The following is a 23941-nucleotide window of genomic DNA, read 5'->3' on the forward strand; positions in this document are numbered from 1 at the left end:
GCCCATCGGATGACCTGGGGACTTCGGGTCACCCCGAGGGGCTTCGGGTGATCGCTCAGCCCCCACCGCTCCGGTGTGGTGACCAGTGGCGCCACACCGGGGCGGTGACCATCCCATCCGGCGCTCGTTCACCAACCGTGGAGCAGCAGCAGGCGACAGCCAACCTCTCCGAATCCCCCACCCTCATCGACGTCGAGCAGGCCGAGGCCGCCATCGTCGAGCACTATCCGCGGCTGGTGCGGCTCGCGTATCTGGTGCTGCCACCCGGCGTGGGGCGCACACGCCGGGTGCTCGCGGCGCATGCCCTCGCCCAGCGCGCGCTCCCCCGCAACCGGGCGAACAGCGCGGGAACTCAAACCAGTACCGGGCCGGGACTGCCCGGGCAGCGCGGGTCTCAGGGCGGGCCGGAGGGCGCGGCGGGCGACGGCGGGTACGCCTTCGTACGGCTGCGGGTGTTGCGCGGCGCGCTGCGGGCCGCGCGGCGGCGGCGTGGGCCGCTGGCGCCGGCGCTGCCCCGGGTGTGGGGGCTACGGCTGGTCCCGCGCCCGGGCGGGGCCGATGAACTCGCCCTGGACAAGGCGCTGTCGGAGCTGTCAGGACCCGGCCGCGCCGCGTATGTGCTGCGCGAGCTGGAGGAGATGGACGACCCCGAGGTGCGCGAGGTGCTCAAGGCCGCCGGGGTCGTCGATCCGCGGGGCGCGCTCATCGAGGCGGACGAGATGGACGGCCCGGCGGGCAGCCGGGACGGGGCGCTGCTGGAGTCCGCCGAGTTCGACGCCTGTTCGCTGCAGGCCCGGCCCACCGATCTGATGCGGCGCCGCCAGCACGTACGGGCGGCCCTCGCCGCCGCCGCGGCGCTGGTGGTGTGCGGCACGCTGCTCGGGCTGCCCGGCGAGGGCTGGGGCCCCAGCGGCGCGGCGGCCCCCTCGTACGCCCGCAACCCGTCGTCGGAGCGGGCGCTCGACCCGGCCCAGCTGACCCGCGCCGAGCCCGGCGCATGGCGCACCGCCACCCGCGCCGACTTCTCGTCCTGGCCCGCGCGCGGCGACCGTACGGACGACACGCCGCTGCTGCGCCGGGCGCTGGCCGTATGGGCGCGGCCGGGCCGCTCGGTGCATGTGTCGGCCACGCCCGGCACCCAGTCGGGCCCACCGTCCGGACCGCCGCAGTTGCTGTACGCGGGCGAGGTGGACCAGGTCACGGTGGTGCTGCTGTACGACGGGCTGCGGGTGGTGCGGTACGCGGAGAAGGGCCGGGGCGACGGCGGCGCGGTGGCGCTGGACTTCGCGCGGACCGACGCCGCCGACGCGGCCTCCTCGACCGCGCTGGTCGCCACCCGCGCGGACGGCAACGTCCGCTATCTGACGGCCCCTTGGGTGCGCCGCCCCTCCGTACGGGACCTGGTGCGGCCCGACGAGGCGCCGCGGCCGCTGCGGCTGGCCCCGGACGGGGTGACCGACCCGGTGCGGGCGGGCGGGGCGGGCCTGATGCCCGGCTCGGGACGGACGCCCGAGTGCGAGAGCTGGACGGCGCTGCGGCTGGGCTCCCGCCTGGTGACCGACCTGGGCGAGATCGTCCCGGCCCGGCTGACGTACGGCGCCCCCGGCGGGTTCGGGCCGGGCGGCGGGCCGCTGGACGTGGCGGGCGCGGAGGCCCGGGCGGCCTGGGCGCACACCGGCTGCCGGCTGCCGCTGCTGCATTCGCGGGGCGTGCGCGAGGTCAACGCCTGGCGGTTCGCGGCCCAGCGGCTGCCCGAGGGCGGAGGTGCGGCGGACTGGGTGTGCACCCGCGCGGAGACCTGGCGGGGCGTGGGCGACCGGGTGCTGGCCCAGTTCCAGCCCCCGGCCAGGGACCCGGGCGCCCCGGCCGCCATCGTCGCGAGCGCGGACGGCTCCCCGGACTGCGGGCCGCGCGCGCCGCGGGTGCTGGCGGGCGCGCTGTGGAAGTCGCGCACCGGACGGTGGTATCTGCTGGCGGCGGGCAGCAGCCAGGTGACCGCCGTCGCGGCGCGCGGCGACGTGCGGGGCGCGGCGGCGGGACGGCTGCTGACGCTGCCCGCCGAGGCCGGCGACCAGGCGCGGCTGATCGGCCGGCTGATGGGCGGCGGTCGGCTGACGGCGCTGCGCTGACCTCGGCTCAGCTCAGTTCAGCGTGGTGAGGCCGCGCGCACCATCCGGAGCTGGCCGATCTCGGCGGCGTTCTTCATGAGCTCGGCGTTCACCCAGCCGAGCATATGGGCGACGGTGTGCTGCGGGTCGTTTTGCCAGGGGAAGGGCGCGACGGCCTCCAGGTCGGCGTCGGTGAGTTCGTCCAGCGCCGCCAGCCAGTCCGTGCGCAGCCCGCGCAGCCACTCGACGGCCGCTGTCCCGTCCCCCGGCCAGGTGACCTCGGTGCGGTCCCGGGGCGTCCGGCCCTGCGCGTGGTCGAGGGTCACGCTCCACCACCAGCCGATGTGCCAGCTCAGCCAGGCGATCGTGGGGACGGGCACCGGATCGGGTTCGGTGTCCGCCCAGTCGGGCGCCCAGGTCCCGTCGGGCTGCTGACGTACGGTCCAGCAGTGGGTGGCGGGCTCCCACAGGAAGTCCTCCGGTTCCAGCCGCTCCAGGTGGTACTCGAACAGGGACCAGGTCAGCTCGAACTGCCAGCGAGCCAGTTCACGTGGGGAGGTATGCACCCGGCGACCCTGGCATACCGCCACCCCTGCCCGAAACCGATTTTCCGGGGCGAACGGACCCGCGCCGCCACTCCTCATCCGCAGTACAGCGGAACTGATCCAGAGAACGTGTTTGAGCACTGGATTTCGGCTTGTCGCGTATGGAAGGCTCGCCAGCGTCCATGGAATTCCGAATATTGAATTGGGTACGGCAGGATATCTCGTGCGGATAACGACTTCGATCGCCGCCACCGCCGTCGCGGTGCTGGCACTCACCCTGACCGGCTGCGGAGGCGACGACGGCGACGGAAAGTCTGCGTCGCCGGCCAAGGAGAACACGGGCGCCAGTCAGTCCGAGAAACCGGGCAAGCCCACTCCTTCCGGCACCGGTGAGTCGGGCGACATGAAGTCCGCCAGCCCCACCCCCACCTCGAGCAGGACCCCCGCCAAGTCCACCCCGGTCCCCAGCCGCACCACCACCAGCGCCCCCACCAAGGCCCCGGTCCCGAGCCGTACGGGCGGCGGCGCGGGCGGCGGGGGCGGCGCTCCCACCCCGTCTGCCGGCGGCCAGTTGGCAAAGGTCCAGGGCAACTGGTACTACCCGGTGCGGGACGCGAGCGGCAACGTGATCACCTTGAGGATCAGCGGCACTTCCCTGTCCGCGACCGGCAACAAGGGGACCTGCTCCGGGACCATCAGCTCCTCCATGGCCGTCTCCTTCACCTGCCAGGGCGAGACCGCGCACGGCACGGCCCAGCTCAGCAACGGCGGCCAGACTCTCACCTTCAACTGGGGCGAGGGCAACCCCGACCGGTTCGTCCGCACCAAGCCCGCGTAACGGCGAAACCGCGAAGGAGCCGCACATCCCTCGATGTGCGGCTCCATCCAGCTCCAGGGCTCAGCCGCAGCTCCGCGCGCCCACGTGCAGGGCCACCGCCGTGTTCGCGCCGAGGGTCGCGGTGAACTGTCCGGAGGAGTCGACCGTGACGCTCTTGCCGCTCTGCACATCGCAGTAGCCGCCCGCGGGCAGTGAGGTCTGGAAGGTCCGGGTCAGCGAGGCGCCCTCGTGGTTGATGGCGACGTACGCCTTCTCACCACGCCCGAAGGCGATGGCGTTGTTGCCGTTGTCCCACCAGTTGGTGACGGCCGTGCCGCGCGCCGTATTGCGGAAGGCGACCATTTTGATGATCTCGGGCCATTTGTGCTGGCATTTCCAGCCGTCCTGCCAGCAGGCGTTCACCGTACCTCCGTTCGGCGGCCCGGCGTCGTTGTCGGAGAACTCATAGCCGGAGTGGACGTCCGGGGAGCCGTACGGCCAGGCCAGCATGAAGACATTGGCGAGGGTGTAGTCGGCGTTGTCCTTATAGGACAGGGTGGAGCCATTGCGCTCGGTGTCCCAGTTGTCGACGAAGACACCGGATTTGCCTGAGGCCATATAGCCCCAGCCCTCGCCGAAATTGTTGAGGTAGGCCAGCTTCTCGCTGGTGAAGACGCGCTTGAGGTCGCGGCCGTAGCGGAATTCCTGCACATCGCCGTTGCCCAGGTACTCGGTCGGCGAGACGGCCTCGCCCGCGCCGTAGATGGCCTCCTGCTTCCAGTAGACGTTGGGATTGCTCAGCTTGCTCTTGATCGCGGCCAGGTCCTCGGCCGCCATGTGCTTGGCGGCGTCGATCCGGAAGCCGTCGACGCCGAGCGAGAGCAGGTCGTTCAGATACTGGGCGATCCGGTCGCGCACATACGACTCGCCGGTGTCCAGGTCCGCCAGGCCCACCAGCTCGCAGTGCTGGACGTTCCAGCGGTCCTGGTAGTTGCTGATCTGCGCGGTGCAGTCGTCCATGTCCTGGGACTGGTAGATGCCCGGGTAGGTGTACTTGGTGTACGAGGAGCCGCCGGTTCCCGTGCCGGACCCAGCTGACATGTGGTTGATGACGGCGTCGGCGACGACCTTCACGCCCGCCGCATGGCAGGTGTCGATCATGTTCTTGAAGGCGGTGCGGTCACCGAGCCGTCCGGCGATCTTGTAGCTGACGGGCTGGTACGAGGTCCACCACTGGCCGCCTTGGATGTGCTCGGTCGCCGGGGACACCTCGACATAGCCGTAACCGGCCGGCCCCAGCGTGTTGGTGCACTCCTTGGCCACCGAGTCGTAGGTCCACTCGAAGAGTTCGGCGGTGACGTCCTTGTCGCCGGGCGGCGCGGCCTGCGCCTGCCCCGGCAGGGTTATCAGCATCGCCGCGCCCGCCGCGAGGGCGAGGGCGGCCGCGAGGGGTCTGCTGGCCATCGTTCCTCCTGCTTCTGTGGGGGGAGTTGCGGAAGACGATCGAGGCTCGGTTGGGGAGGGTCAGGACTTGGTCGCCCCGGCGGTGAGCCCGGCGACCAGGTGACGCTGGGCCCAGGAGAACACCAGCGTCGCCGGGATGGCGATCAGGACGGCGGCCGCGGTCATGGAGCCCCAGTCCGAGGTGTACTGGTTGACAAAGGTCTGGAGCCCGGCGGAGAGGGTCAGGTTCTCCTCTCCCGTCATGAAGGCGGAGGCGTACGCGACCTCGGCCCAGGCCGTGATGAAGGTGTAGAACGCGGTCACCGCCAGGCCCGGTTTGGCCAGCGGCACCACCAGCCGCCAGAAGGTGCCGAAGGGGTTGAGCCCGTCGACCCGGCCGGATTCGTCGATCTCCACCGGGATGGTGTCGAAGAAGCCCTTCATCATCCAGGCGCAGAACGGCACGGCGACGGTGAGGTAGGTGACGATGAGGGCGATCGGCTGGTTGAGCCAGCCCAGCGTCGACATGATGTTGTACAGCGGGACGATGAGGATGGCCACCGGGAACATCTGGGTGATCAGCAGCAGCCACATCAGCGGGCGCATCCCGGGGAAGCGGAAGCGGCTGACGGCGTATCCGGTGGTGGCCGCCACGAACACGCCGAGCAGCGTGGTGATCAGCACGACGAACAGCGAGTTGCCGAACCAGGTGAGGAACTTCGTATCGGCGAGGACGTGGTGGTAGTTGTCCAGCGTCGGGCTCTTCACCACATCCGTGGAGAACGCCTCGCTCTTGGGCTTGAAGGAGGTCACCAGCAGCCACAGCGGCGGGAAGACCGCGACGGCGGAGGCGACGATGAGGGTCGCGTGCAGCCCGACCGAGGCCAGTGGGGAACGTCGTTGGTCGCGCATGGTCACCACACCTCTCCCTGCTTGCGGAGTGCGCGGCGGTAGACCATCGCGAAGAGCATGAGGATCAGCAGGATGAGCACGCCCCATGCCGAGGCGCCCGCGAAGTCGCGCGGGCTGTTGACGAACGACAGCCGGTAGGCGTACGTCACCAGGATCTCGGTGCTGTCGCCCGGTCCGCCGCGGGTGAGCAGGAAGATCACCGGGAACATGTTGAAGGTCCAGATGGTCGACAGCAGCACCACCGTGGAGCTGACCGAGCGCAGCCCGGGCAGGGTGATGTGGCGGAACCGCTGCCAGGGCCCGGCGCCGTCCATCTCGGCGGCCTCGTACAGCTCACCGGGGATGGACTGCAGTCCGCCGAGCAGCGCGACCAGCATGAACGGCACCCCGAGCCAGATGTTCACGGCGATCACCGAGACCTTGGCCATGGTGGGGTCGTTCAGCCAGGGCACGGCGTCGATGCCGCCGCCGTCCAGGATCTTGTTGAGAATGCCGTTCCGCTCGTTGTAGAGCAGGCGCCAGGCGAAGACCGAGACGAAGGCGGGTACGGCCCAGGGCAGGATCAGCAGCGACCGGTAGAGGGTGCGGCCGGCGAATCTGCGGTTGAGGATGACGGCCAGGCCGAGGCCGATGGCGAAGGTGAGGGCGACGCAGGCGGCGGTCCAGGTCACGGTCCAGACGAGCCGGTCCCAGAAGATCGGGTCCTTCAGGATCGCGGTGAAGTTGTCCAGGCCGACGAAGTCGTACGTCGCGGGGATGTGGTTCATCCCGATGTTGCGCTCGACGTTCGCCTCGTTGGCGTCGGTGAGCGACAGATAGATGCCGCGCGCCAGCGGATAGCCGATGATCAGGCCGATCACGAGCACGACGGGCGCGACCATGGCCCAGGCGTACCAGTGGCGGCCCAGCGCATTGCGGATCCGGCCCGGGGGCCGCTTGTTCACCCCGCTCTTCTTGCCGGGCCTGCCGGGCTCGCCGGGCTTATGGGTTTCGGCGGCGGTCTCGCGGACCCGGCCGCGGGCGCCCTCCGCGCCCGCGGCCGATCCTGCCGACTGGCCGGTCTCGACAGCCATCGTCGCGGGTCCCTACTTCCAGTCGCCCTTGAGGAGCTTGCGGTACGCGGCGGCCACCGACTTGGCGGCCTTCTCGGGGGAGGTCCTGCCGGTCACCACGTTCGGGAACTCGACCAGGATCGCCTGGAAGAGGCTGTTGCCCTCGGGGATCCAGGGGCGTTCGACGGCCTTGTCCACGGCCGCCTTGAAGAACTTGACGTTGGCGTTGGCCGCGACCGCCTTGTTCGCGTAGACCGAGGTACGGGTCGGCAGCAGGCTCAGCTTCTCGGTGGTCTCGGCCTGGACCTCGGCCGAGCTCATGTACTTGACGAAGGCGTAGGAGGCGTCCAGGTTCTTGGACCCGGCGTAGACGGTGAGGTTCTGACCGCCCTGCGGGGCGCCCTGGGCCTTGCTGCCGGCCGGGACGGGGACCACGCCGAGGTTGGACTTGTCGTCCTTGAACGCCTTGCCGGCCAGGGTGTCCTCGATCGCCCACGGCCCGTTGATGGTCATCGCGACATCGCCGTTCTTGATGGCGTTCTGCATGTTGTCCCAGCCGTCGGTGGCGTCGGTGATCGCCGCACCGGACTTGACCAGGTCGCGGGCGGTGGCGAAGGCCTTGACGCCGGGCTCGTCGTCGACGGTGATCTTCTTGGCGTCGGTGTCCAGCAGGTCGCCGCCCTCGCCGTAGATGAACGGCAGGTAGAAGTAGGCGTCGTCGCCGCGCAGGTAGAGGCCGGTCTTGCCGGTCTTCTGCTTGATCTTCTTCGCGGCGGCCTTGAGCTCCGTCCAGCTGGTCGGCGGCTCGACGCCGGCCTCCTTCAGCAGCTTCTTGTTGTAGAAGAGGCCGAGGGTGTCGATGACCTGCGGCACGGCGTACGTCTTGCCCTTGAACTTGGTGCCGGCGGCGGCCTTGGGCAGATAGTCCGACTCCTTGTCGAGGGCGGCGGTGCCGTCCAGCGGGGCCAGATAGCCGATGTTGGCGAGGTCCTGGGTCCAGGCGACCTCGGTGCGCAGCACGTCCGGGGCGCCGGAGCCGCCGCTGCCCGCCGCGTTCTTGAAGTTCTTCAGCGCATCGCCGAACGGCACGCTGACGTAGTTGACCTTGACCTTCGGGTACTTCTTGCTGAAGTCCTCGGCGAGCTTCTTGTACGTGCCCTTCTCGGCTTCGTTCGAGGTGTCCCAGTAGGTCACGGTGCCGGAGATCTCCCCGGCCGACTTGTTGCCCCCGCCGCTGCCGCCGTCATCACCGCCGCATGCGGTCGCCGCGAGCGCCATCGCCGCGACGAGCGCAGTGGCCGCTATGCCACGTCGCATCTGAACTCCTCCAAAGCCGGCCGCGCCATCGCGGCGCCGAGTTGCCGAGGAACGTAACAGGGATGCAAACCGATCGAAAGACTTTGCAGCAAAATTCTGAAAGCGGCCGGGATCGTTACCCCCACGTGTCCCTCCGGTGGCCGCCCGAGCGCTTGACACATGTGCCGGAGTGCCCCGGCGAGCGCCCCCAGGCCGCCCCGGAGGCGCCCCGTAGCCGCCCCGGAGCCGCCCCGATAGGGGTTGCAAGCCCCTGCAAGCTCTTCCGCAAGGCATTGCAGAGCTGTTACGTTCACCGGCATGACCCAGGAGCTCACCACCTCCCCCCAGACCGAGACCGCGCAGCCGTCCGGCGGCCCCGACTGGTGGCGTGACGCCGTCATCTACCAGGTGTACGTGCGGTCCTTCGCCGACAGCGACGGCGACGGCATCGGGGATCTGCGCGGCGCCCGCGAGCGGCTGCCGCACCTGGCCCGACTGGGCGTGGACGCGGTCTGGCTGACCCCGTTCTTCGCCTCGCCGCAGGCGGACGGCGGCTACGACGTGGCCGACTACCGCGCCGTCGACCCGTTGTTCGGCACCCTCTCCGACGCGGACGACCTGGTGCGCACCGCCCATGAGCTGGGCCTGAAAGTAATTGTGGACATCGTTCCGAACCACACCTCCGATCGACACGTGTGGTTCCAGGAGGCGCTCGCGGACCGACCTCGGGGGGCGGCCCGCGAGCGCTACCACTTCCAGCCGGGCCGGGGCGCGGACGGCGAGTTGCCCCCCAACGACTGGGAGTCGGTCTTCGGCGGCCCCGCCTGGACCCGCACCACCGACCCCGACGGCACCCCCGGCGAGTGGTATCTGCACCTCTTCGCGCCCGAGCAGCCCGACCTCAACTGGGAGTGCCCCGAGGTCGCCGAGGAGTTCGCGTCCGTCCTGCGGTTCTGGCTGGACCTGGGCGTGGACGGCTTCCGCATCGATGTCGCGCACGGCATGGTCAAGGCCGCGGGTCTGCCCGATATCGGCCGCACCGAACAGGCCAAGCTGATCGGCGCGCAGGTGCTGCCGTTCTTCGACCAGGACGGGGTGCACGAGATCCACCGCTCCTGGCGGCGGCTGCTGGACTCCTACAGCCAGACCCACGACGGCCCGGCACGCATCGGCGTCGCCGAGGCGTGGGCCCCCACCTCCGAGCGGCTGGCCCTGTACGTACGCCCCGACGAGCTGCACCAGGCGTTCAACTTCCAGTTCCTCAGGTGCCCGTGGGACGCGGCCGCGATGCGCGAGGTGATCGACGACTCGCTGGCCGCGACCGCCTCCGTGGGCGCCCCCACCACCTGGGTGCTCTCCAACCACGACGTGGTCCGGCACCCCACCCGCTACGCCGAGGACAGCCCCGCCCAGGGCCTGCGGCGGGCCCGGGCCGCCGCCCTGCTGATGCTGGCGCTGCCCGGTTCGACGTATATCTACCAGGGCGAGGAACTGGGGCTTCCGGAGGTCACGGACCTGCCGGACGACTGCCGCCAGGACCCGGCCTTCTTCCGCACCTTCCACGAGAGCGGCCAGGACGGCTTCCGGGACGGCTGCCGGGTGCCCATCCCCTGGTCGCGCGGTGGGGAGTCGTACGGATTTGGGCCCGGCGGCAGCTGGCTGCCGCAGCCCGCGGGCTGGCGGGATCTGTCGGTCGAGGCCCAGACCGGCGACCCGGACTCTACGCTGGAGCTGTACCGCGCGGCGCTCGCGGTGCGCAAGGAGGTGCCCGGCCTCGGCGACACCCCGATGGAGTGGCTGGACGCACCCGAAGGGGTGCTCGCGCTGTCCCGCCCGGGGTTCGTATGCACCATCAACACCCTCGGGGAGGGGGTGGAACTGCCCGTTCCAGGGCGTGCGCTGCTGTCCTCGGCCCCGCTGGAGTACGGGGCGGGCACGGTGCGCATTCCCGCCGATTCCTGCGCGTGGTGGGCAATCTGACATGCGACCGGTACAGTCCAGCCCCATGACCGCACGACTCGCTGATATCGCAGCCCAGGCGGGGGTCAGCGAAGCCACGGTCAGCCGCGTCCTGAACGGCAAGCCCGGCGTGGCGGCGGCCACCCGCGAATCCGTCCTGGCCGCGCTCGACGTGCTCGGATACGAGCGGCCGGTGCGGCTGCGGCAGCGCAGCGCGGGGCTGGTGGGCCTGATCACCCCCGAGCTGGAGAACCCGATCTTCCCCGCGCTCGCCCAGGTGATCGGGCAGGCGCTGACCCGCCAGGGCTACACCCCGGTGCTGGCCACCCAGACCCCGGGCGGCTCGACCGAGGACGAGCTGACCGAGATGCTGGTGGACCGCGGGGTGGCGGGGATCATCTTCGTCTCCGGGCTGCACGCGGACACCAGCGCCGATATGCAGCGCTATGACCAACTGCACGGCCAGGGCGTCCCGTTCGTCCTGGTCGACGGCTACTCCCCCAAGGTGCGGGCGACCTTCATCTCGCCCGACGACCGGGCGGCGATGCTGCTGGCGGTGACCCACCTGGCCTCGCTCGGCCACACCCGGATCGGGCTGGCGCTCGGCCCCAAGCGGTTCGTGCCCGTACTGCGGAAGATCGAGGGCTTCCAGCGCGCGATGCACGAACAGCTGGGGGTCGCGCCCGAGAAGTCCGAAGAGCTGATCCAGCATTCGCTCTACACACTGGAGGGCGGCCAGGCGGCGGCCGGCGCGCTGATCGAACACGGCTGCACGGCGGTGGTCTGCGCAAGCGACATGATGGCGCTCGGCGCCATACGGGCGGCCCGGCAGCAGGGCCTGGCCGTACCGCGGGACATCTCGGTGGTCGGCTTCGACGACTCGACGCTGATCGCCTTCACCGACCCGCCGCTGACCACCATCCGCAAACCCGTGCAGTCGATGGGCCAGGCCGCGGTGCGGGCCCTGCTGGAGGAGATCGGCGGCACCCCGGCCCCGCCCAGCGAATTCGTCTTCCTCCCGGAGCTGGTGGTCCGCGGCTCCACGGCCTCGGCCCACGGGGCGGGGGCGCGGGGCGGCGGGCCGTAGGCGGGACACAGGCGGGACACCGGCGGGACACAGTCGGGACATGGGCGGGACATGGGCGCGGGACATAACCGGGCGTACGGCGGACTACGCCACATGCAGGGCGGGCCGGAGTAGGACATAAGGCGTCAAGACCGGCCCGAAGGGCGATCTGCCGCTGGGCCGCTTCTGGCAGACTGTTGCCCCATGGGTGAAACGACTGTGAGGACTCTGGCAAGCCGGACGGCCACTCCGTCACCCATCGAGGGGAGCCAAGCGGGGGCCGGTACGCGCCCAGCGCCACCCCAAAGGCCCCTGGACCGGCTCCGCACCCCCCGCAGACCGCGGCTCTGGTTCGAGATCGCCCTCGTCGCCGTCAGCTACTGGACGTACTCCCTGATCCGCAACGCCGTCCCGGAGCAGCGGCATGAGGCGCTGCGCAACGCCGGCTGGATCTGGGAGTGGGAGCACCAACTCGGCATGGCCTTCGAGCACGGCGTCAACCACGCGGTCGACTCGGTCGGCTGGCTGATTGTAGGAATGAACTACTACTACGCCACGCTGCACTTCATCGTCACCCTCGGCGTGCTGCTGTGGCTCTACCGCTGGCACCCGGGCCGGTACGCCGCCACCCGGCTGGTGCTCTTCGCGACCACCGGCGTGGCGCTGCTGGGCTACTACTTCTTCCCGCTGGCCCCGCCCCGGCTGATGGCCGGGGGCAACTTCATCGACACCGTCGTGGCGCACGACACCTGGGGGTCGATGGCCTCGGGGAACCTGGCCAATATGTCCAACCAGTACGCGGCGATGCCGTCGATGCACATCGGCTGGTCGCTGTGGTGCGGTGTCACCATCGCCGTACTGGCCCGCCCGGTGTGGGTGAAGGCGCTGGGGCTGCTGTACCCGGCGGCCACGCTGGTGGTGATCGTGGCGACGGCCAACCACTTCTGGCTGGACGCCGTCGGGGGCGTCATCTGCCTGTCGTTCGGCTTCACCCTGTCGCGGCTGTGGTACGGCAGGCTCCCGTACCGGCTGCCGCGGTATGTGGCGGAGGGAAGCGCGGCTGTCAAGGCGGCTTGATCGCACCCGCCCGAGCCGCCATCCTGGCTCCGAATTCAGGGGCTCGATCACCGGCTCGACCATCGCGCGGGGGCGGCGGTCCGCGTCGCGCGCATCCCCGCGCACATACCTGTGCGCACTGCCGCGGGCCCGAGGACACAGGACGAAAGGGACACCGGCACGTGCACACCGCTGACGCCACGCCGGCACCGGCCACCGCACTCAGGCTGCCACGGCCCCGCTCGGGCTCCGCGCCCCTCCCGGACTCCGCCGGCCCGCCGCCCTTCCGGCTGGTGGCCACCGACCTCGACGGCACGCTGCTGCGCACCGACCTGACCGTCTCGGCCCGTACCCGCGCGGCGCTCGCCCTCGCGGACCGCGCCGGGGCGCGCCATCTGGTCGTCACCGGCCGACCGGCCACCTCCTGCCGGGAGTTCCTGGTCGCCATCGGCTATCAGGGGCTCGCGGTATGCGGTCAGGGCGCGCAGCTGTACGACGCCTCGGCGGACCGGCTGCTGGTCTCCGCGGCGCTGGACCTGGACCTGGCGCGGGCGGTGGTCAAGCGCACGGAGGAGGAGTTGGGCGGGCGTCCGCTGGAGCTGGCGGTGGTCACCGCCGCGCCCGAGAACCGCTTCGTGATCACGCCGCGCTTCACCGACCGGATGCGCCCCGACTGGGGGCTCGTGGGCAGCCGGGAGGAGCTGTGGGCGCAGCCGATCGAGAAGGTGCTGATGCGCCATCGCGAGCTGCCCGACGCCCGGGTCGCGGCGGCCGCGGCGCTGGCGGGCGGGGACGAGGTGTCGGTGACGCACTCCGAGAAGGGCATGATCGAGGTGCTGCCGGCGGGGGTGGACAAGGCCGTGGGGCTGGGGCGGGCGGCGGAGCGTATGGGCTTCGCGCCCGAGGACACGATCGCCTTCGGCGATATGCCGAACGACATCCCGATGCTGGAGTGGGCCGGGTACGGGGTGGCGATGGGCAACGCACACCCGGGTCTGATCGCCGTCGCGGACGAGGTGGCTCCGGACCATGACGAGGACGGGGTGGCGGCGGTCCTGGAGCGCCTGTACGGCCACCCCTGACCAAGCCCTCTTGACCTATCATCCATAACTAAACAGAATTTCTAAAGTGCACCCTGAACCCAGCCACCCTGAACCTGAACCCCACTACCTGGACGAGCGATCCGGCGCCCGCTACCCGCTCACCGACCCGCGCTGGTGCGGCGACGACGGCGCCCCGCTGACCGTCTCCCCCCTGCCCGGCATCACCCGCGAGGACGTGGACACCGGCACCCGTTCGCTGTGGCGCTACCGCGCGGCCCTGCCCGTGGACATCGCCGCCCCGGTGTCGCTCGGCGAGGGCTGTACCCCGCTGGTCGAGAAGGTCTGGGGCGAGGTCCCGGTCCGCTTCAAGCTGGAGTGGTTCAGCCCCACCGGCAGCTTCAAGGACCGCGGCACCAGCGTGATGATCTCCCTGCTGGCTCAGCGGGGCGTGCCGGAGGTCATCGAGGACAGCTCCGGCAACGGCGGCGCCTCCGTCGCGGCGTACTGCGCGGCCGCCGGCATCCGGGCCACGATCCTCACCCCCGAGGCCACCTCCCCCGCCAAGGTGCTCCAGAGCCGCGCGTACGGGGCGCGGGTCGAGCTCGTCCCGGGCGACCGGGACGCCACCGCGGCGGAGGCGCTGCGCAGGTCGGAGCGTACGTACTACGCCAGCCACAACTGGCACCCGTTCTTCCTCCAGGGCACCAAGACCCTCGCGTACGAGCTGTGGGAGGACCTGGGCTTCACGGCCCCGGACAATGTCGTCACCGTGGCCGGCGCCGGCTCCACCGTCCTGGGCTGCGACATCGGCTTCTCCGAGCTGCTGGCCTCCGGCCAGATCCGGCGCCGCCCCCGGCTGCTCGTCGCCCAGCCCGCCAACTGCGCCCCCATCCACGCGGCGTTCCACGACCGGGTCGCCGCCCCCTTCGCCCCCACCGTCGCCGAGGGCACCGCCATCCGCGAGCCCATCCGGCTGCCGGAGGTCGTCCAGGCCGTCCGCCGCTCGGACGGCGACATGGCGGCCATCCCCGAGGACGACATCGCCACCGCGGTCCGCCGCCTGGCCGCCATGGGCCTGTACGCGGAGCCGACCAGTGCGACCGCGGCCGCCGCGATCGACGTCTTCCGCGCCCGGGGCGCGATCCGGCCGGGCGAGACGACCGTCGTACTGCTGACGGGCTCGGGGCTCAAGGCGGCGACCGCGATGAACGCCCTCTTCACCGATCAAGGCTTCGCCGATCAGGGAGGCAGACCATGACCGCCGAGGACGACCTGCTGCTGCGCGAGGCCGAGAAGATCGTCGTCGCCATCGGCCGGATGTTCCCGGGCCTGTGCGAGGTCGTGCTGCACGATCTGCGCGACCCCGAACACGCCATCCGGGCCATAGAGAGCAATCTCTCCGGCCGCTCCGTCGGCGACCCCGCCACCGAGCTCGGCATCGCCCGCATCCAGGACCCCGGCTTCCCGGACATCGTCCAGAACTACCCCAACCGCTTCCCCGACGGCCGCCCGGCCAAAAGCACCTCGATCGGCATCAAGAACAGCGCGGGCGAATACATCGCCGCCATCTGCCTCAACCTCGACGTCTCGCTGTTCGCCAGCGTAGCCCGCAGCCTCAACAACCTGGTCAGAACCGACGACCAGGAACAGCCCCTCACCGAAACCCTGCGCGCCCGCACCGCAGACGAACTCCGTACCGTCATCGAGGAATTCGCCGCCGTCCGCGGCCACACGGCGCGCAGCCTCGGCTCCGCCGCGAAGAAGGAGCTCGTACGCTCCCTCAAGACCCGCGGCTTTCTTCAGGTCAAGCATTCCGTGCAGGTGGTGACGGAGCTGCTGGGGGTGTCCAGGGCGACGGTCTACAACTACCTGCGCTCAGCCGGCTAGACGCGCCCGGTGTGGGTTGTCGACCAGCGCATTCCGCCGACCACATGCTCGAGATAGGCCGGGTGGCTCACCGTGAACGTAAAGTCGCTGTAGGGAAGCTCCTCGAAGGGACGGGTGCCTATGAGCATCCATGTCTGCCAGTCCGACAGATCGGCCTCGCCCTCCAGCCCGGCTATATCGTCGAGGTCTCCCTCTTCCCATGGCTCGTCGGGGTGTTCCAGCGCCGCGACCTCACTCCACAGGGGGACGTTACGGATCGGGCCCGTCTCGTAGGAGGTCACGATCTCGAAGGCTCGGCAGGAGAACTCGACGGGGTCGCTCTCCGTCAAGACATAGTGAGAAATGCCGTCATACCCGGATCCACCCCCCAGTTCCTCTCCGTACACGGCTTTCGCCGTACGCCGGGGAATGAGCACGCTTATGCCGTCGTCCGCGAGCAGATATCCGTCGTCGGTGACCCGTATCTTCTTGCCGCGGACCGCGTCGTAGAGCTCGCGGAACTCATCCTTCATCCGCATACCGGCCACGATCTCCATGCCCCGCTCCGTGGAATACGGATACCGGTCCGGGCGGCTGGGCATGCCGTCGCCGTCCCTCAGGAACCCGTTCGACAGCAGGAACCACGCGTCCACCAGCAGGGCCAGCGGGAAAGGTGGCCCCTTGGGGACGAAGGCGGCATCGGGGTTGATGATGTGCAGCCTCCCGCGCACGGTGCATTCCTCGACACTGCCGATGGACACGGCGAACAGATCGGTCACAATGGGCGCCCTTTCCCCTGGAAGGCGATGGCCGACGACGATTGCCGCAGCGCCATGACGGTAACTACTCGCACTGACAACGGCTTACGGCCCGCACCGCGGTGACCGCCTCTGCGGCAACTCACACCGGCCCCGGCAGATCCATCGACGCGAGCCTGGCCGGATCGATCACGACCGCGATACGGGCGATCCGGCTCTCGACGACGGTGAACGCCATGACCGAGAGCGGGGTGCCGTCCTCGTGCCAGGACACGATCCCGGGCGCCCCGTTGACGAGCGCCGCCCGCCCGCGCGGGGCCGTACCGGCGGACAGCCGCGCCCTGGCGGCGACCTGGGTGGCGCCGAGGACGACGGCCACACCATCGGGGGTTTCGACGGTCAGCCTCACCTCGGGGTCGAGTACGCGCAGCAACCCCTCGAAGTCGCCGTGGCGAGCCGCTGCCAGGAATGCCTGGACCACCGCTCGCTGCTCCCGCCCTCCGGATATCGGCCGCTGGGCTGTGTGTACTTTCCGACGGGCGCGACTGGCGAGCATCTTGGTGGCGGCGGTGGACTTGCCCAGGATCTGACTGATCTCGTCGAACGGCACGGCGAACAGGTCATGCAGTACGAACGCCAGCCGCTCGCTCGGCCCGAGCGAATCCAGAACGACCAGAAGCGCGAGCCCGACCGAGTCGGCGAGCGCCACATCGTCCTCCGGCGCGGGTCCGTCGTCGACCGTCACCACGAGCTCGGGCAGCCGGTCGTCGTAGGACGCCGCGGGGTGGGCCTGACGCGAACGCAGGACATCGAGGCTGATCCGTCCGACCACCGTGGTCAGCCAGCCGGCGAGGTTGTGGATGGTCGCCGTGTCCTGGCGGGAGAGCCGCAGCCAAGCCTCCTGTACCGCGTCCTCGGCGTCGGCATGCGATCCCAGCATGCGGTAGGCGACCGCGCGCAACCGGCCGCGCTGGGCCTCGAACGCCTTGGCCACCGGGTCCGTCGGGCTGGTGTCGGGCATGTTGTTACCTTCCTCGGATCTGCTCCGTCATGGGGATGACGTGCCCGAACGGGCACAGGTAACCGATGAAGGAGCGAGATCGATGGAAGCACGCATGAAGGGCCCGGTGAACGCCGATGTCCTCACCGGGATCCAACACCTCATGAAGGCGATTCACGGCTCCGGCGCCGACCCACTCGTACTCGAACTGGTCCACCTGCGCGCCAGCCAGATCAACGGCTGCAGCCCGTGCGTCTTCGCCGGGGTCGAGTCGGCCAAGAAGCACGGAGAGACCGATGAGCGGCTGCACAACGTGGTCACATGGCGCGAGACGTCTTTCTTCAGCGAGGAGGAACGGGCTGCGCTCGCCCTGACCGAGGCCGCCACCCGGATCCAGGACGGCGCGCCGGGGGTGACCGACGAGATCTGGGACGCCGCCGCCGACCACTTCGACGAGAAGCAGCTGTCCGCGATCATCATGAACATCGCGATGACCAACTTCTTCAACCGGATCAACCACACGATCCGCGAGCAGGCCGGCAAGACCTGGTGAGTTGGCTGGACGACCCTGAAGGTTCGGCTGTCGCCCGCTAGCTTCTCTGCAGCGTGCGGGTGACACCCGCGATGATGGCGGTCGTCAGCACCCAGCCGAAGGCGATCAGGAGGTAGGCCAGCCACTGGAGGCTGTCGTTCGACCAGTACCAGGCCGTGCGCTGGCCCAGACCGCCGATGGGGATCAAGAGGTCGAGTGTGTAGACGAGGGGCTGGAACGGGGCGCCTTCGCCTCGTTTGACCGGGATGGGGGAGTGAGCGCCGAAGGAGAGCGTGCCCAGCAAGGTCAGCGCGAGGAGCCAGACGCCGGCCAGCCAGGGGCGATAGCCATAACCGACGGTCACGTCGAGCAAGTGCCCCCACGCACGGGTGACCCGGGGCAGAGTTCGACGCCGATGGCGCTGTCTGGCCAGGAGGACGCGGCGGGCGTCGTCGTCGTGGCCGCCCTTCCGGTACCAGCTCGCCAACTGCTCATAGGGCTGCGGGCTGTAGCCCGGGCTGCGTCGTATCCACGCCACCCGGCGTGCCACGGAGTCCGGCTGCCCCGCCGCCTCCCGCCGCTCCCCTGCCTCGTCCCCCTTGACGGAGCCGTAGACGAAGCCGTCCAACTCCACCACGTCCGGCCAGCTGTGCTCGCTGTCGTGGAGGTAGGACACCTGCGCGCCCCGCAGGTCCACGGCGCCGGACGGCCGCCGGGCCAGGGTGAGGTCGAAGTCGACGGCCTGCATCCGCAGGGCGTCCAATGACGGGCCGTGGCCGTCGGGCGGCCCATTCAGGACGGCTCCTTCCAAGGTCAGGTCGTCCGAGATCCGGGCACCCCGCAGCCGTACGGTCCCGTTCGCGATGAACCCGTCGGAGAAGTCGAGCGTCGAGGCCACGGCGTTGTCCAGGGCGAGCGCCACCCCGCGCCGACCGGGGCGCTCCAGTAGTGCACCCCTCATATGCAGTCCGCCTGGCAACTGTGCCCCCATGAGACGGACTTCGCCGTGCGCGACGAACCCGTCCCCGCAGTAGACGCCGCCCTCCGCGACCAGCCCGCCGGCGGACACCGCCCACTCGCCCGGTGCGGTGATCCCAGCTCCGTTGAGGTTCACGGCACCGCTCACGTGGGCGTTGATGAGCGACAAGGCGGTGACCCTGCGGTGGAAGGGCGAGGCAGAGCCGCTTTCCAGGCGAGAGCGGCGCAGATCGAGGCGTCCCTCGATACGGATCATGCCGACTTCCACGCCCGGCACTCGGCTGCCCACGATCGCGATCGACTGGGTCGACGCTCCGGAGAGATCCACGCCCTCCTCGAACCAGCAGTCCTCGAGCCAGAGGGCGTGAGCGATCTGCGCGCCGGCCAGGTTGAGGTGCCCGGATATCCGCCCTCCGGCGAGCCTCAGACACGCCACCGCGCCCGGCTGTGCGGTGTTCGCGCCCAGGAGGAGTGCCACGATCACGGCGGCCCGAACCGTCCGCCCGAGGCCCCACTGCCCACCCTCGGCGACACGGTCGTCCTCGGGCACCCCCGTACGCAAGTCCACGCGGCGTCCCTCGGGGAACGCGTCCCACAGCTCGCGCTCCGGTGATGTCAACTCGTCGTAGGAGAGCACTCATGCAGAGTAGTGATCTTCCTTCGTGCTCGTCTTGCCCCCGCGCGCATCGGAGGGCCGCCACGTCCACCGCCTTCTGGTGTGGCTACTCTCGTCCCTCCATCGACGCATCAATCGTGACCGCAGGAGAGCAGGCCATGCGCAACGCCGCCGTAACGCCCGAGGGCGACCGGATCCGGTGGGTCGAGCTGCCGGGGCAGGAGCCGGCACGCGTCTACGTACACGGCCTGGGCGCCACATCGCCCGCCTACTTCGCGGAGATCGCGGTACACCCACTCCTGACCGGCCGCCGTTCGCTGCTGATCGACCTGCTGGGTCACGGCATCAGCGACCGGCCGACGGACTTCGACTACACGCTGGAATCACATGCCGACACGCTCGCCGAGGCGCTGGCCAGCGCAGATGTCACCGGCGCCGAACTGATCGCCCACAGCATGGGCGGCTCGGTGGCCATCGTCCTCGCCGCCCGCCACCCCCACCTGGTCTCCCGCCTGGTCCTCATCGACGCCAACCTCGACCCGATCCCGCGCAAGCCCGGCTCTTCTGGCAGCAGCGGTATCGCCGCGTACACGGAAGAGGAGTTCCTGGCGGGCGGCTGGCGAGAGGTCCGCGACCGGGTCGGCCCCCACTGGTGGTCCACCATGCGCCTGGCCGGCCGCGAGGCACTGCACCGCAGCGCACTCCACCTCACCCGCGGCACCGTCCCCACCATGCGCGAGCTGCTGCTTGACCTGAAGATCCCCCGCACCTATCTGCTCCCCGAGGCCGACGCCCCGCTCCCGAGCACCGAAGCGCTCACCGAGGCCGGAGTGTCCGTCGTCGCGATCCCGGACTGCGGGCACAACATCATGCTCGACAACCCGGAAGCCTTCGCCCACGCCACGGCGGCGGCACTCGCGGCTCCTGCCCAGGGTTGACCGGCCGCGCGCCCACGGGCCGCTCCCATCCCGTGCCGCCGTCGGCTCACAAGCTAGGCTGCCCGCCATGGGCGCGGTGTTGGTGATCGAGTTGGCCGAAGCGCCCTCCGCCTCCGCCATCCAGCGGCTCCGCGACTACTTGGTGGCCTCCTCGTCACGCTTTGAGGAGAAACGGGTCGGCGAGTACGACCTCCATGTGTGGGCGGAGAGCCTCGGCATCACGGACACCGGCGGTGTCGACGGACACCGCCTCGTGTCCGGGCTTCCCGGGGTGATGGCCCTGATGACGGACCCCTGGGCGACCGCGCATGGCTCCGCCGAGTTCCTGAGGGCGTGGGCCGAGCAGCCCGGCTTCCGGCTCCTCAAGTAGTCGCTACTGCGGGAGTCGGTCGAAGTCGCCGCGCTTGACGCCTCGTATGAAGGTGGCCCACCGGGCCGGGGCGGTGGTGATGACGGCGGTCGGGTCGTCGCTCTCGCGCAGGAGTATGAGGTTTCGGGGTGACGCGGCGACTTCCACGCAATCGGAGCTGACCTGACCGCTACTGAAGCTTGACTTCCGCCACGAAGGCATGAATGGGGTTCCCTTCACAGTACGTACAGCAAGTGCTGGATGAGCTGGAGCGAGTCTCGCTTCGTATAGCACTCGCGCCCAGCCCGAAGCGCAATCGGCGACAGCGCCACCGCACTCAGGTGCTCGAAGGCGGCGTTGTACTGGGCAAGGTGCTCCCGGTCGCCGAGGAAGACGGACGAGACCGGATGCTCGACGTAGACGGTACTCAGCTCTGGCACCCGGCCGTCCAGGATGCCGAAAGGGGCGCCAGGGGTAGCGGCCGCGTTGACGGCCGCCTGGAACGGGAGCAACTGAATGCGCACCTGAGGCAGCTCTGCCATCTTGACAAGATGCTCGATCTGGCCACGCATGACGTCGGCGGACACGAACTGCATGAGCAGAGCGGCCTCATGGATGACCGCATGGAAGTGCTGCGATCCGTCGACCAGCACGCGCTGCCGCCGCTGCCGGAACTCGACAGCGCTGTCGACCACTTCGGGGCTGTTCGGCTGACTGCCCTCGAAGAGGCAACGCATGTAATCCGGGGTCTGGAGCAGACCGGGCACGTACATCCACTGGAACGAGCGGTGTGCCGCAGCGCCCGCCTCCAACTCCGCGAGGTCGAAGGCTCGGGCGTCGTGGGTCTCCTTGTAGGCCGACCACCAACCCCGCCCCGTGGCGCGACTCATCTCGCACAGCCCATCGACCAAGGGATGGCTTGTGCAACCGTACACGCCAGCAAGCGCCCGCAGCTTCTCCTCGGGGATGGCCGTTCGCCCCGTCTCAATGTGACTCATGTGCGCCCGACCCAACCCCACGTGGGCACCCGCGTCCGTCGCGGACAGCCCACTTGCCTCGCGCAACTTCCGCAGCTCTTCCCCCAGTCGTCGTTGCCGTTGGGTCGGGTTGGCCCGTAGCCCCATCGTGCGACTCCCTTCGTGGATCACGCGCAGTCTGCCCGCCTCTGGGGCGATGGGTCCACTCGGGAGGGTTAAATCCCGAGAATGAGTTGCGCTAGCTAAACCACCAACTCTACCGTCGAAGACGAACCGCCCAACCGGCGCACGCCATCCGGCCGTTGGCCGAAGGAGGCAACATGCCCACGAGCCCCGAGCACCCCCGTGCCGACTTCTCCCTCGTCTTCCCACCCGACCCCACCTGGGTCCGCACCGCCCGAGAAGCCGTACGCACCGCCCTGCGCACCGCCAACCGCCCCGACCTCACCGACACCGCCCTCCTCCTCACCTCCGAGGCCGTCACCAACGCCGTCACCGCCTGCCTGCACAGCGGTTGCGCGGCACCCGTCACCCTCTACGCCGAGTGGGCCGCCCTCGGCACACTCCGCGTCCTCGTCAGCGACGACGCCCCCGGCATGCCTTCACCAGGGCCGAAACCGACACCGAAAACGGCCGGGGCCTGTTCCTCATCGACAGCTGCGCCGTCGACTGGGGCGTCTGCCACCATGGCCCCGGCCCGGGAAAGGCGGTGTGGTTCCAGGTGGGCGGCGCGCGCACATGACGAACGCCACGCCACCTCAGACGAGACCACCGAACCCTGGAACGGTAGGGCCACCGGACACAGTCATAGACATACGGGTGTGGGTGCACTTCGCTTCGCTGCGGGTTGGCTGCGCTTCGCTTCGCGTGTGCCTATGCGCCGTCTCGCGGCATTCGGTGCGGGCGAGTGCGGGTTTCGTCTCGGACCCTCCGGGTCCAAAGCGCCAGCAGGAGGAGGGAAGGGGCGGTCGGCCCGGTGTCCCGGCTCCTCGGCCCGGCGAACGGTTCGGCTCAAGACAGGCTCCGCTGCGCTCCGCCGCAGCTGCTGCCGCGCGGTGGCGAGCCGGTCGGCCCAGCGGTGCGCTGGACCGGAGGCGCACGAGCGCGACGAACGGGCCGGCGACCGCTGGACGGCATGGTCCGGACGCCGCGTGCGTGCATCGTCTCGCGCCTTCGGCGCAAAGCGGCCAGCAGCGGAAACGGGGAGGGGGCGCCAAGGCATCGTCGCCGTCCAGCCCGACGGGCCCTCACCGGCCGACGGGCGGCGGCCGACGGTGGATGGTCGCCCGGAGCGGTGGACGCCGGGCTCTCCCCCCACCCCCTCTCAAAAAAACACTTGCTCTGCATCAAGTACTGCATCAAGCGATTATTTAAGAGGGGGTGGGGGGAGAGCCGATCCCGCCCGCCGGTGCCCGCCCTCCGTCGCGCTCCCGCACCCCGGCCCGGCGCACCGCTGGACTGACCGGGCAGCCACCGCGCGGCAGCAGCTGCGGCGGAGCGCAGCGGAGCCTCTTTGAGCTCAGCCGCCCGCCGGGCCGAGGAACCAGGACGACAGGCCAGCCGCCCCTCTTCCCCCTTCTCGCCGGCGCTTTGGACCCGGAGGGTCCGAGACGAAACCCGCACCCGCCCGCACCGAATGCCGCGAGACGGCGCACAGGCGCAGGCGAAGCGAAGCGCAGCCAACCCGCAGCGCAGCGCACCCGCGCCCGCACCCGCACCCGCGAGACCGACGACGAGTCAAGCCGCGTGCACGGGGGCCAGGAACGGCAGTACCACGGCGGCCACCTCGTCCGGCACTTCCTCGGCGAGGTCGTGTCCGGCGTCGAAGATGTGGCCGGTGACGTCGTGGGCCATGAGCCGCATCTGGGTCTCGTTGCGGTCGCCGATGAAGGCTGAGCCGCCGAGGGCGAGTACCGGGATGTCCAGCTTCTTCTGGGCTGCCTGACGGTTCTGTTCGGCGTCGATGAGCATGGCGCGATAGATGGCCAGCATCGAGCGGATGCCGCCGGGCATGGAGTAGCAGCGTACGTATTCGTCGACCGCTTCCGCGGTGGCTGTGTCGGGGTGGCTGCGTTCGTTCTTGAGCATGTACGTGATGAGTTCACGCTCGTGGCCGGCGATCAGCATCTCGGGGACGTCCGGCTGGAAGTAGAAGCCCAGATGCCACAGGTGCATCCCGCTGGAGACGTTCTCGGGGGTGAGAGCGGTGTGGTCCTCGAAGCCGAACCCGGGGAACAGCGCCTCCGCGAAGACCAGGGCGTTGGCGTGAGCGCGGTGGCGGGCGGCGAGTTGGTAGCCGATGACCGCTCCCCAGTCCTCTCCCATCACGCTGTAGGACTCGTGGCCGAGGTGGGCCATCAGCGCGGCGATGTCGTCGCTCATTGTCGCGGAGTCGTATCCGTCCGCGGGGTGGGCGGAGTCGCCGAGACCGCGGAGGTCCGGTACGACGACGGTGTGATGTGGCGTCAGCTTGGGGACGAGGTGTCGCCAGTGGTAGCCGGTCTTGGGTACGCCGTGCAGCAGCACCACCGCCGGGCCGGAGCCGGCTGTCCGGTAGTGCAGACTCGTTCCGTTGGCGGTGGCACGGCCCGTGCGGACGGGGGCTCCGTGGTGGTCGAAGATCATGTGCC

At 70.1% G+C, this 23941-nt stretch carries 22 protein-coding genes and 1 pseudogene; 12 read left to right on the forward strand and 11 right to left on the reverse strand.

The genetic code is table 11. From position 1 onward, the window contains the following. Window positions 1–137: 137 nt before the first annotated feature. On the forward strand, window positions 138–2129 hold the full coding sequence (locus ACH4U7_RS06245) for a hypothetical protein (RefSeq protein ID WP_398527010.1): 1992 nt from the start codon (window positions 138–140) through the stop codon (window positions 2127–2129). Between the two features lie 17 nt (window positions 2130–2146). Here ACH4U7_RS06245 and ACH4U7_RS06250 read toward each other — a convergent pair whose 3' ends face one another. Then, window positions 2147–2674, reverse strand: a complete 528-nt coding sequence (locus ACH4U7_RS06250) for a DinB family protein (protein WP_398526814.1) — start codon at window positions 2672–2674, stop codon at window positions 2147–2149. 202 nt (window positions 2675–2876) lie between these two features. Between ACH4U7_RS06250 and ACH4U7_RS06255 the strand changes: the two genes are divergently transcribed. Continuing rightward, on the forward strand, window positions 2877–3491 hold the full coding sequence (locus ACH4U7_RS06255) for a hypothetical protein (protein WP_398526815.1): 615 nt from the start codon (window positions 2877–2879) through the stop codon (window positions 3489–3491). Window positions 3492–3554: 63 nt separating this feature from the next. On the opposite strand, the pseudogene ACH4U7_RS06260 reads toward ACH4U7_RS06255, so the two are convergent. From ACH4U7_RS06260 to ACH4U7_RS06275, 4 genes and pseudogenes are all read right to left on the reverse strand, one after another. Beyond that, window positions 3555–4934 (reverse strand): annotated as a pseudogene (locus ACH4U7_RS06260) (alpha-amylase family protein); the annotation flags it as partial. A 60-nt stretch (window positions 4935–4994) separates the two neighbouring features. After that, complete coding sequence (locus ACH4U7_RS06265; RefSeq protein WP_179285041.1) at window positions 4995–5825, reverse strand: sugar ABC transporter permease; 831 nt, start codon at window positions 5823–5825, stop codon at window positions 4995–4997. Window positions 5826–5827: 2 nt separating this feature from the next. Then, on the reverse strand, window positions 5828–6898 hold the full coding sequence (locus ACH4U7_RS06270; RefSeq protein ID WP_398526816.1) for a carbohydrate ABC transporter permease: 1071 nt from the start codon (window positions 6896–6898) through the stop codon (window positions 5828–5830). Between the two features lie 12 nt (window positions 6899–6910). Further along, complete coding sequence (locus ACH4U7_RS06275) at window positions 6911–8194, reverse strand: extracellular solute-binding protein (RefSeq protein ID WP_398526817.1); 1284 nt, start codon at window positions 8192–8194, stop codon at window positions 6911–6913. Between the two features lie 297 nt (window positions 8195–8491). Here ACH4U7_RS06275 and ACH4U7_RS06280 point away from each other — a divergent pair, with 297 nt between their 5' ends. The 6 genes from ACH4U7_RS06280 (at window position 8492) to ACH4U7_RS06305 (ending at window position 15184) form a co-directional block, all read left to right on the forward strand. Next, window positions 8492–10153, forward strand: a complete 1662-nt coding sequence (locus tag ACH4U7_RS06280; protein WP_398526818.1) for a glycoside hydrolase family 13 protein — start codon at window positions 8492–8494, stop codon at window positions 10151–10153. 25 nt (window positions 10154–10178) lie between these two features. Next, window positions 10179–11219 (forward strand): LacI family DNA-binding transcriptional regulator, encoded by a 1041-nt coding sequence (locus ACH4U7_RS06285; protein ID WP_398526819.1) that lies wholly within the window; start codon window positions 10179–10181, stop codon window positions 11217–11219. A gap of 183 nt (window positions 11220–11402) precedes the next feature. Beyond that, a complete protein-coding gene (locus ACH4U7_RS06290; RefSeq protein WP_398526820.1) occupies window positions 11403–12275 on the forward strand; it encodes a phosphatase PAP2 family protein in 873 nt (290 codons plus the stop codon). A gap of 161 nt (window positions 12276–12436) precedes the next feature. Then, window positions 12437–13336, forward strand: coding sequence for an HAD family hydrolase (locus tag ACH4U7_RS06295; RefSeq protein WP_398526821.1), 900 nt, complete (start codon window positions 12437–12439; stop codon window positions 13334–13336). A gap of 88 nt (window positions 13337–13424) precedes the next feature. Then, window positions 13425–14555: a pyridoxal-phosphate dependent enzyme gene (locus tag ACH4U7_RS06300; protein ID WP_398527011.1), complete on the forward strand. Its 1131-nt coding sequence runs from the start codon at window positions 13425–13427 to the stop codon at window positions 14553–14555. After that, window positions 14552–15184 carry a transcriptional regulator gene (locus ACH4U7_RS06305; RefSeq protein WP_398526822.1) on the forward strand — a complete coding sequence of 211 codons (633 nt, stop codon included), beginning with the start codon at window positions 14552–14554 and terminating at the stop codon, window positions 15182–15184. Before ACH4U7_RS06300 ends, ACH4U7_RS06305 begins: the two co-directional genes overlap by 4 nt. Here ACH4U7_RS06305 and ACH4U7_RS06310 read toward each other — a convergent pair. Both ACH4U7_RS06310 and ACH4U7_RS06315 read right to left on the reverse strand, forming a co-directional pair. Beyond that, window positions 15181–15942 (reverse strand): hypothetical protein, encoded by a 762-nt coding sequence (locus ACH4U7_RS06310; RefSeq protein WP_398526823.1) that lies wholly within the window; start codon window positions 15940–15942, stop codon window positions 15181–15183. The two genes, ACH4U7_RS06305 and ACH4U7_RS06310, sit on opposite strands and share 4 nt — an antisense overlap. 121 nt (window positions 15943–16063) lie before the next feature. Then, complete coding sequence (locus ACH4U7_RS06315) at window positions 16064–16942, reverse strand: sigma-70 family RNA polymerase sigma factor (protein ID WP_398526824.1); 879 nt, start codon at window positions 16940–16942, stop codon at window positions 16064–16066. 82 nt (window positions 16943–17024) lie between these two features. Between ACH4U7_RS06315 and ACH4U7_RS06320 the strand changes: the two genes are divergently transcribed. After that, a complete protein-coding gene (locus tag ACH4U7_RS06320; protein WP_398526825.1) occupies window positions 17025–17474 on the forward strand; it encodes a carboxymuconolactone decarboxylase family protein in 450 nt (149 codons plus the stop codon). Window positions 17475–17511: 37 nt separating this feature from the next. On the opposite strand, the gene ACH4U7_RS06325 is transcribed toward ACH4U7_RS06320, so the two are convergent. Then, window positions 17512–19068: an oxidoreductase gene (locus tag ACH4U7_RS06325; RefSeq protein WP_398526826.1), complete on the reverse strand. Its 1557-nt coding sequence runs from the start codon at window positions 19066–19068 to the stop codon at window positions 17512–17514. Between the two features lie 137 nt (window positions 19069–19205). Between ACH4U7_RS06325 and ACH4U7_RS06330 the strand changes: the two genes are divergently transcribed. Both ACH4U7_RS06330 and ACH4U7_RS06335 read left to right on the forward strand, forming a co-directional pair. Next, window positions 19206–19985 (forward strand): alpha/beta fold hydrolase, encoded by a 780-nt coding sequence (locus ACH4U7_RS06330; protein WP_398527012.1) that lies wholly within the window; start codon window positions 19206–19208, stop codon window positions 19983–19985. Between the two features lie 67 nt (window positions 19986–20052). Then, window positions 20053–20355: a DUF6368 family protein gene (locus ACH4U7_RS06335; RefSeq protein WP_398526827.1), complete on the forward strand. Its 303-nt coding sequence runs from the start codon at window positions 20053–20055 to the stop codon at window positions 20353–20355. 3 nt (window positions 20356–20358) lie between these two features. Here the strand turns inward: ACH4U7_RS06335 and ACH4U7_RS06340 are convergent, their stop codons facing one another. Together ACH4U7_RS06340 and ACH4U7_RS06345 are read right to left on the reverse strand one after the other, a co-directional pair. Beyond that, window positions 20359–20556, reverse strand: coding sequence for a DUF397 domain-containing protein (locus tag ACH4U7_RS06340; RefSeq protein ID WP_385622573.1), 198 nt, complete (start codon window positions 20554–20556; stop codon window positions 20359–20361). 14 nt (window positions 20557–20570) lie between these two features. After that, on the reverse strand, window positions 20571–21458 hold the full coding sequence (locus ACH4U7_RS06345; RefSeq protein WP_398526828.1) for a helix-turn-helix domain-containing protein: 888 nt from the start codon (window positions 21456–21458) through the stop codon (window positions 20571–20573). 173 nt (window positions 21459–21631) lie between these two features. Here ACH4U7_RS06345 and ACH4U7_RS06350 point away from each other — a divergent pair, with 173 nt between their 5' ends. Further along, window positions 21632–22828 (forward strand): ATP-binding protein, encoded by a 1197-nt coding sequence (locus ACH4U7_RS06350; protein ID WP_398526829.1) that lies wholly within the window; start codon window positions 21632–21634, stop codon window positions 22826–22828. Window positions 22829–23048: 220 nt separating this feature from the next. Here the strand turns inward: ACH4U7_RS06350 and ACH4U7_RS06355 are convergent, their stop codons facing one another. Then, entirely contained in the window at window positions 23049–23936 is an 888-nt protein-coding gene (locus tag ACH4U7_RS06355) for an alpha/beta fold hydrolase (protein ID WP_398526830.1), read from the reverse strand. Window positions 23937–23941 lie beyond the last annotated feature (5 nt).

Origin of the sequence: Streptomyces sp. NPDC020845 (assembly GCF_044334165.1) — a bacterium.
GTDB lineage: Bacteria > Actinomycetota > Actinomycetes > Streptomycetales > Streptomycetaceae > Streptomyces.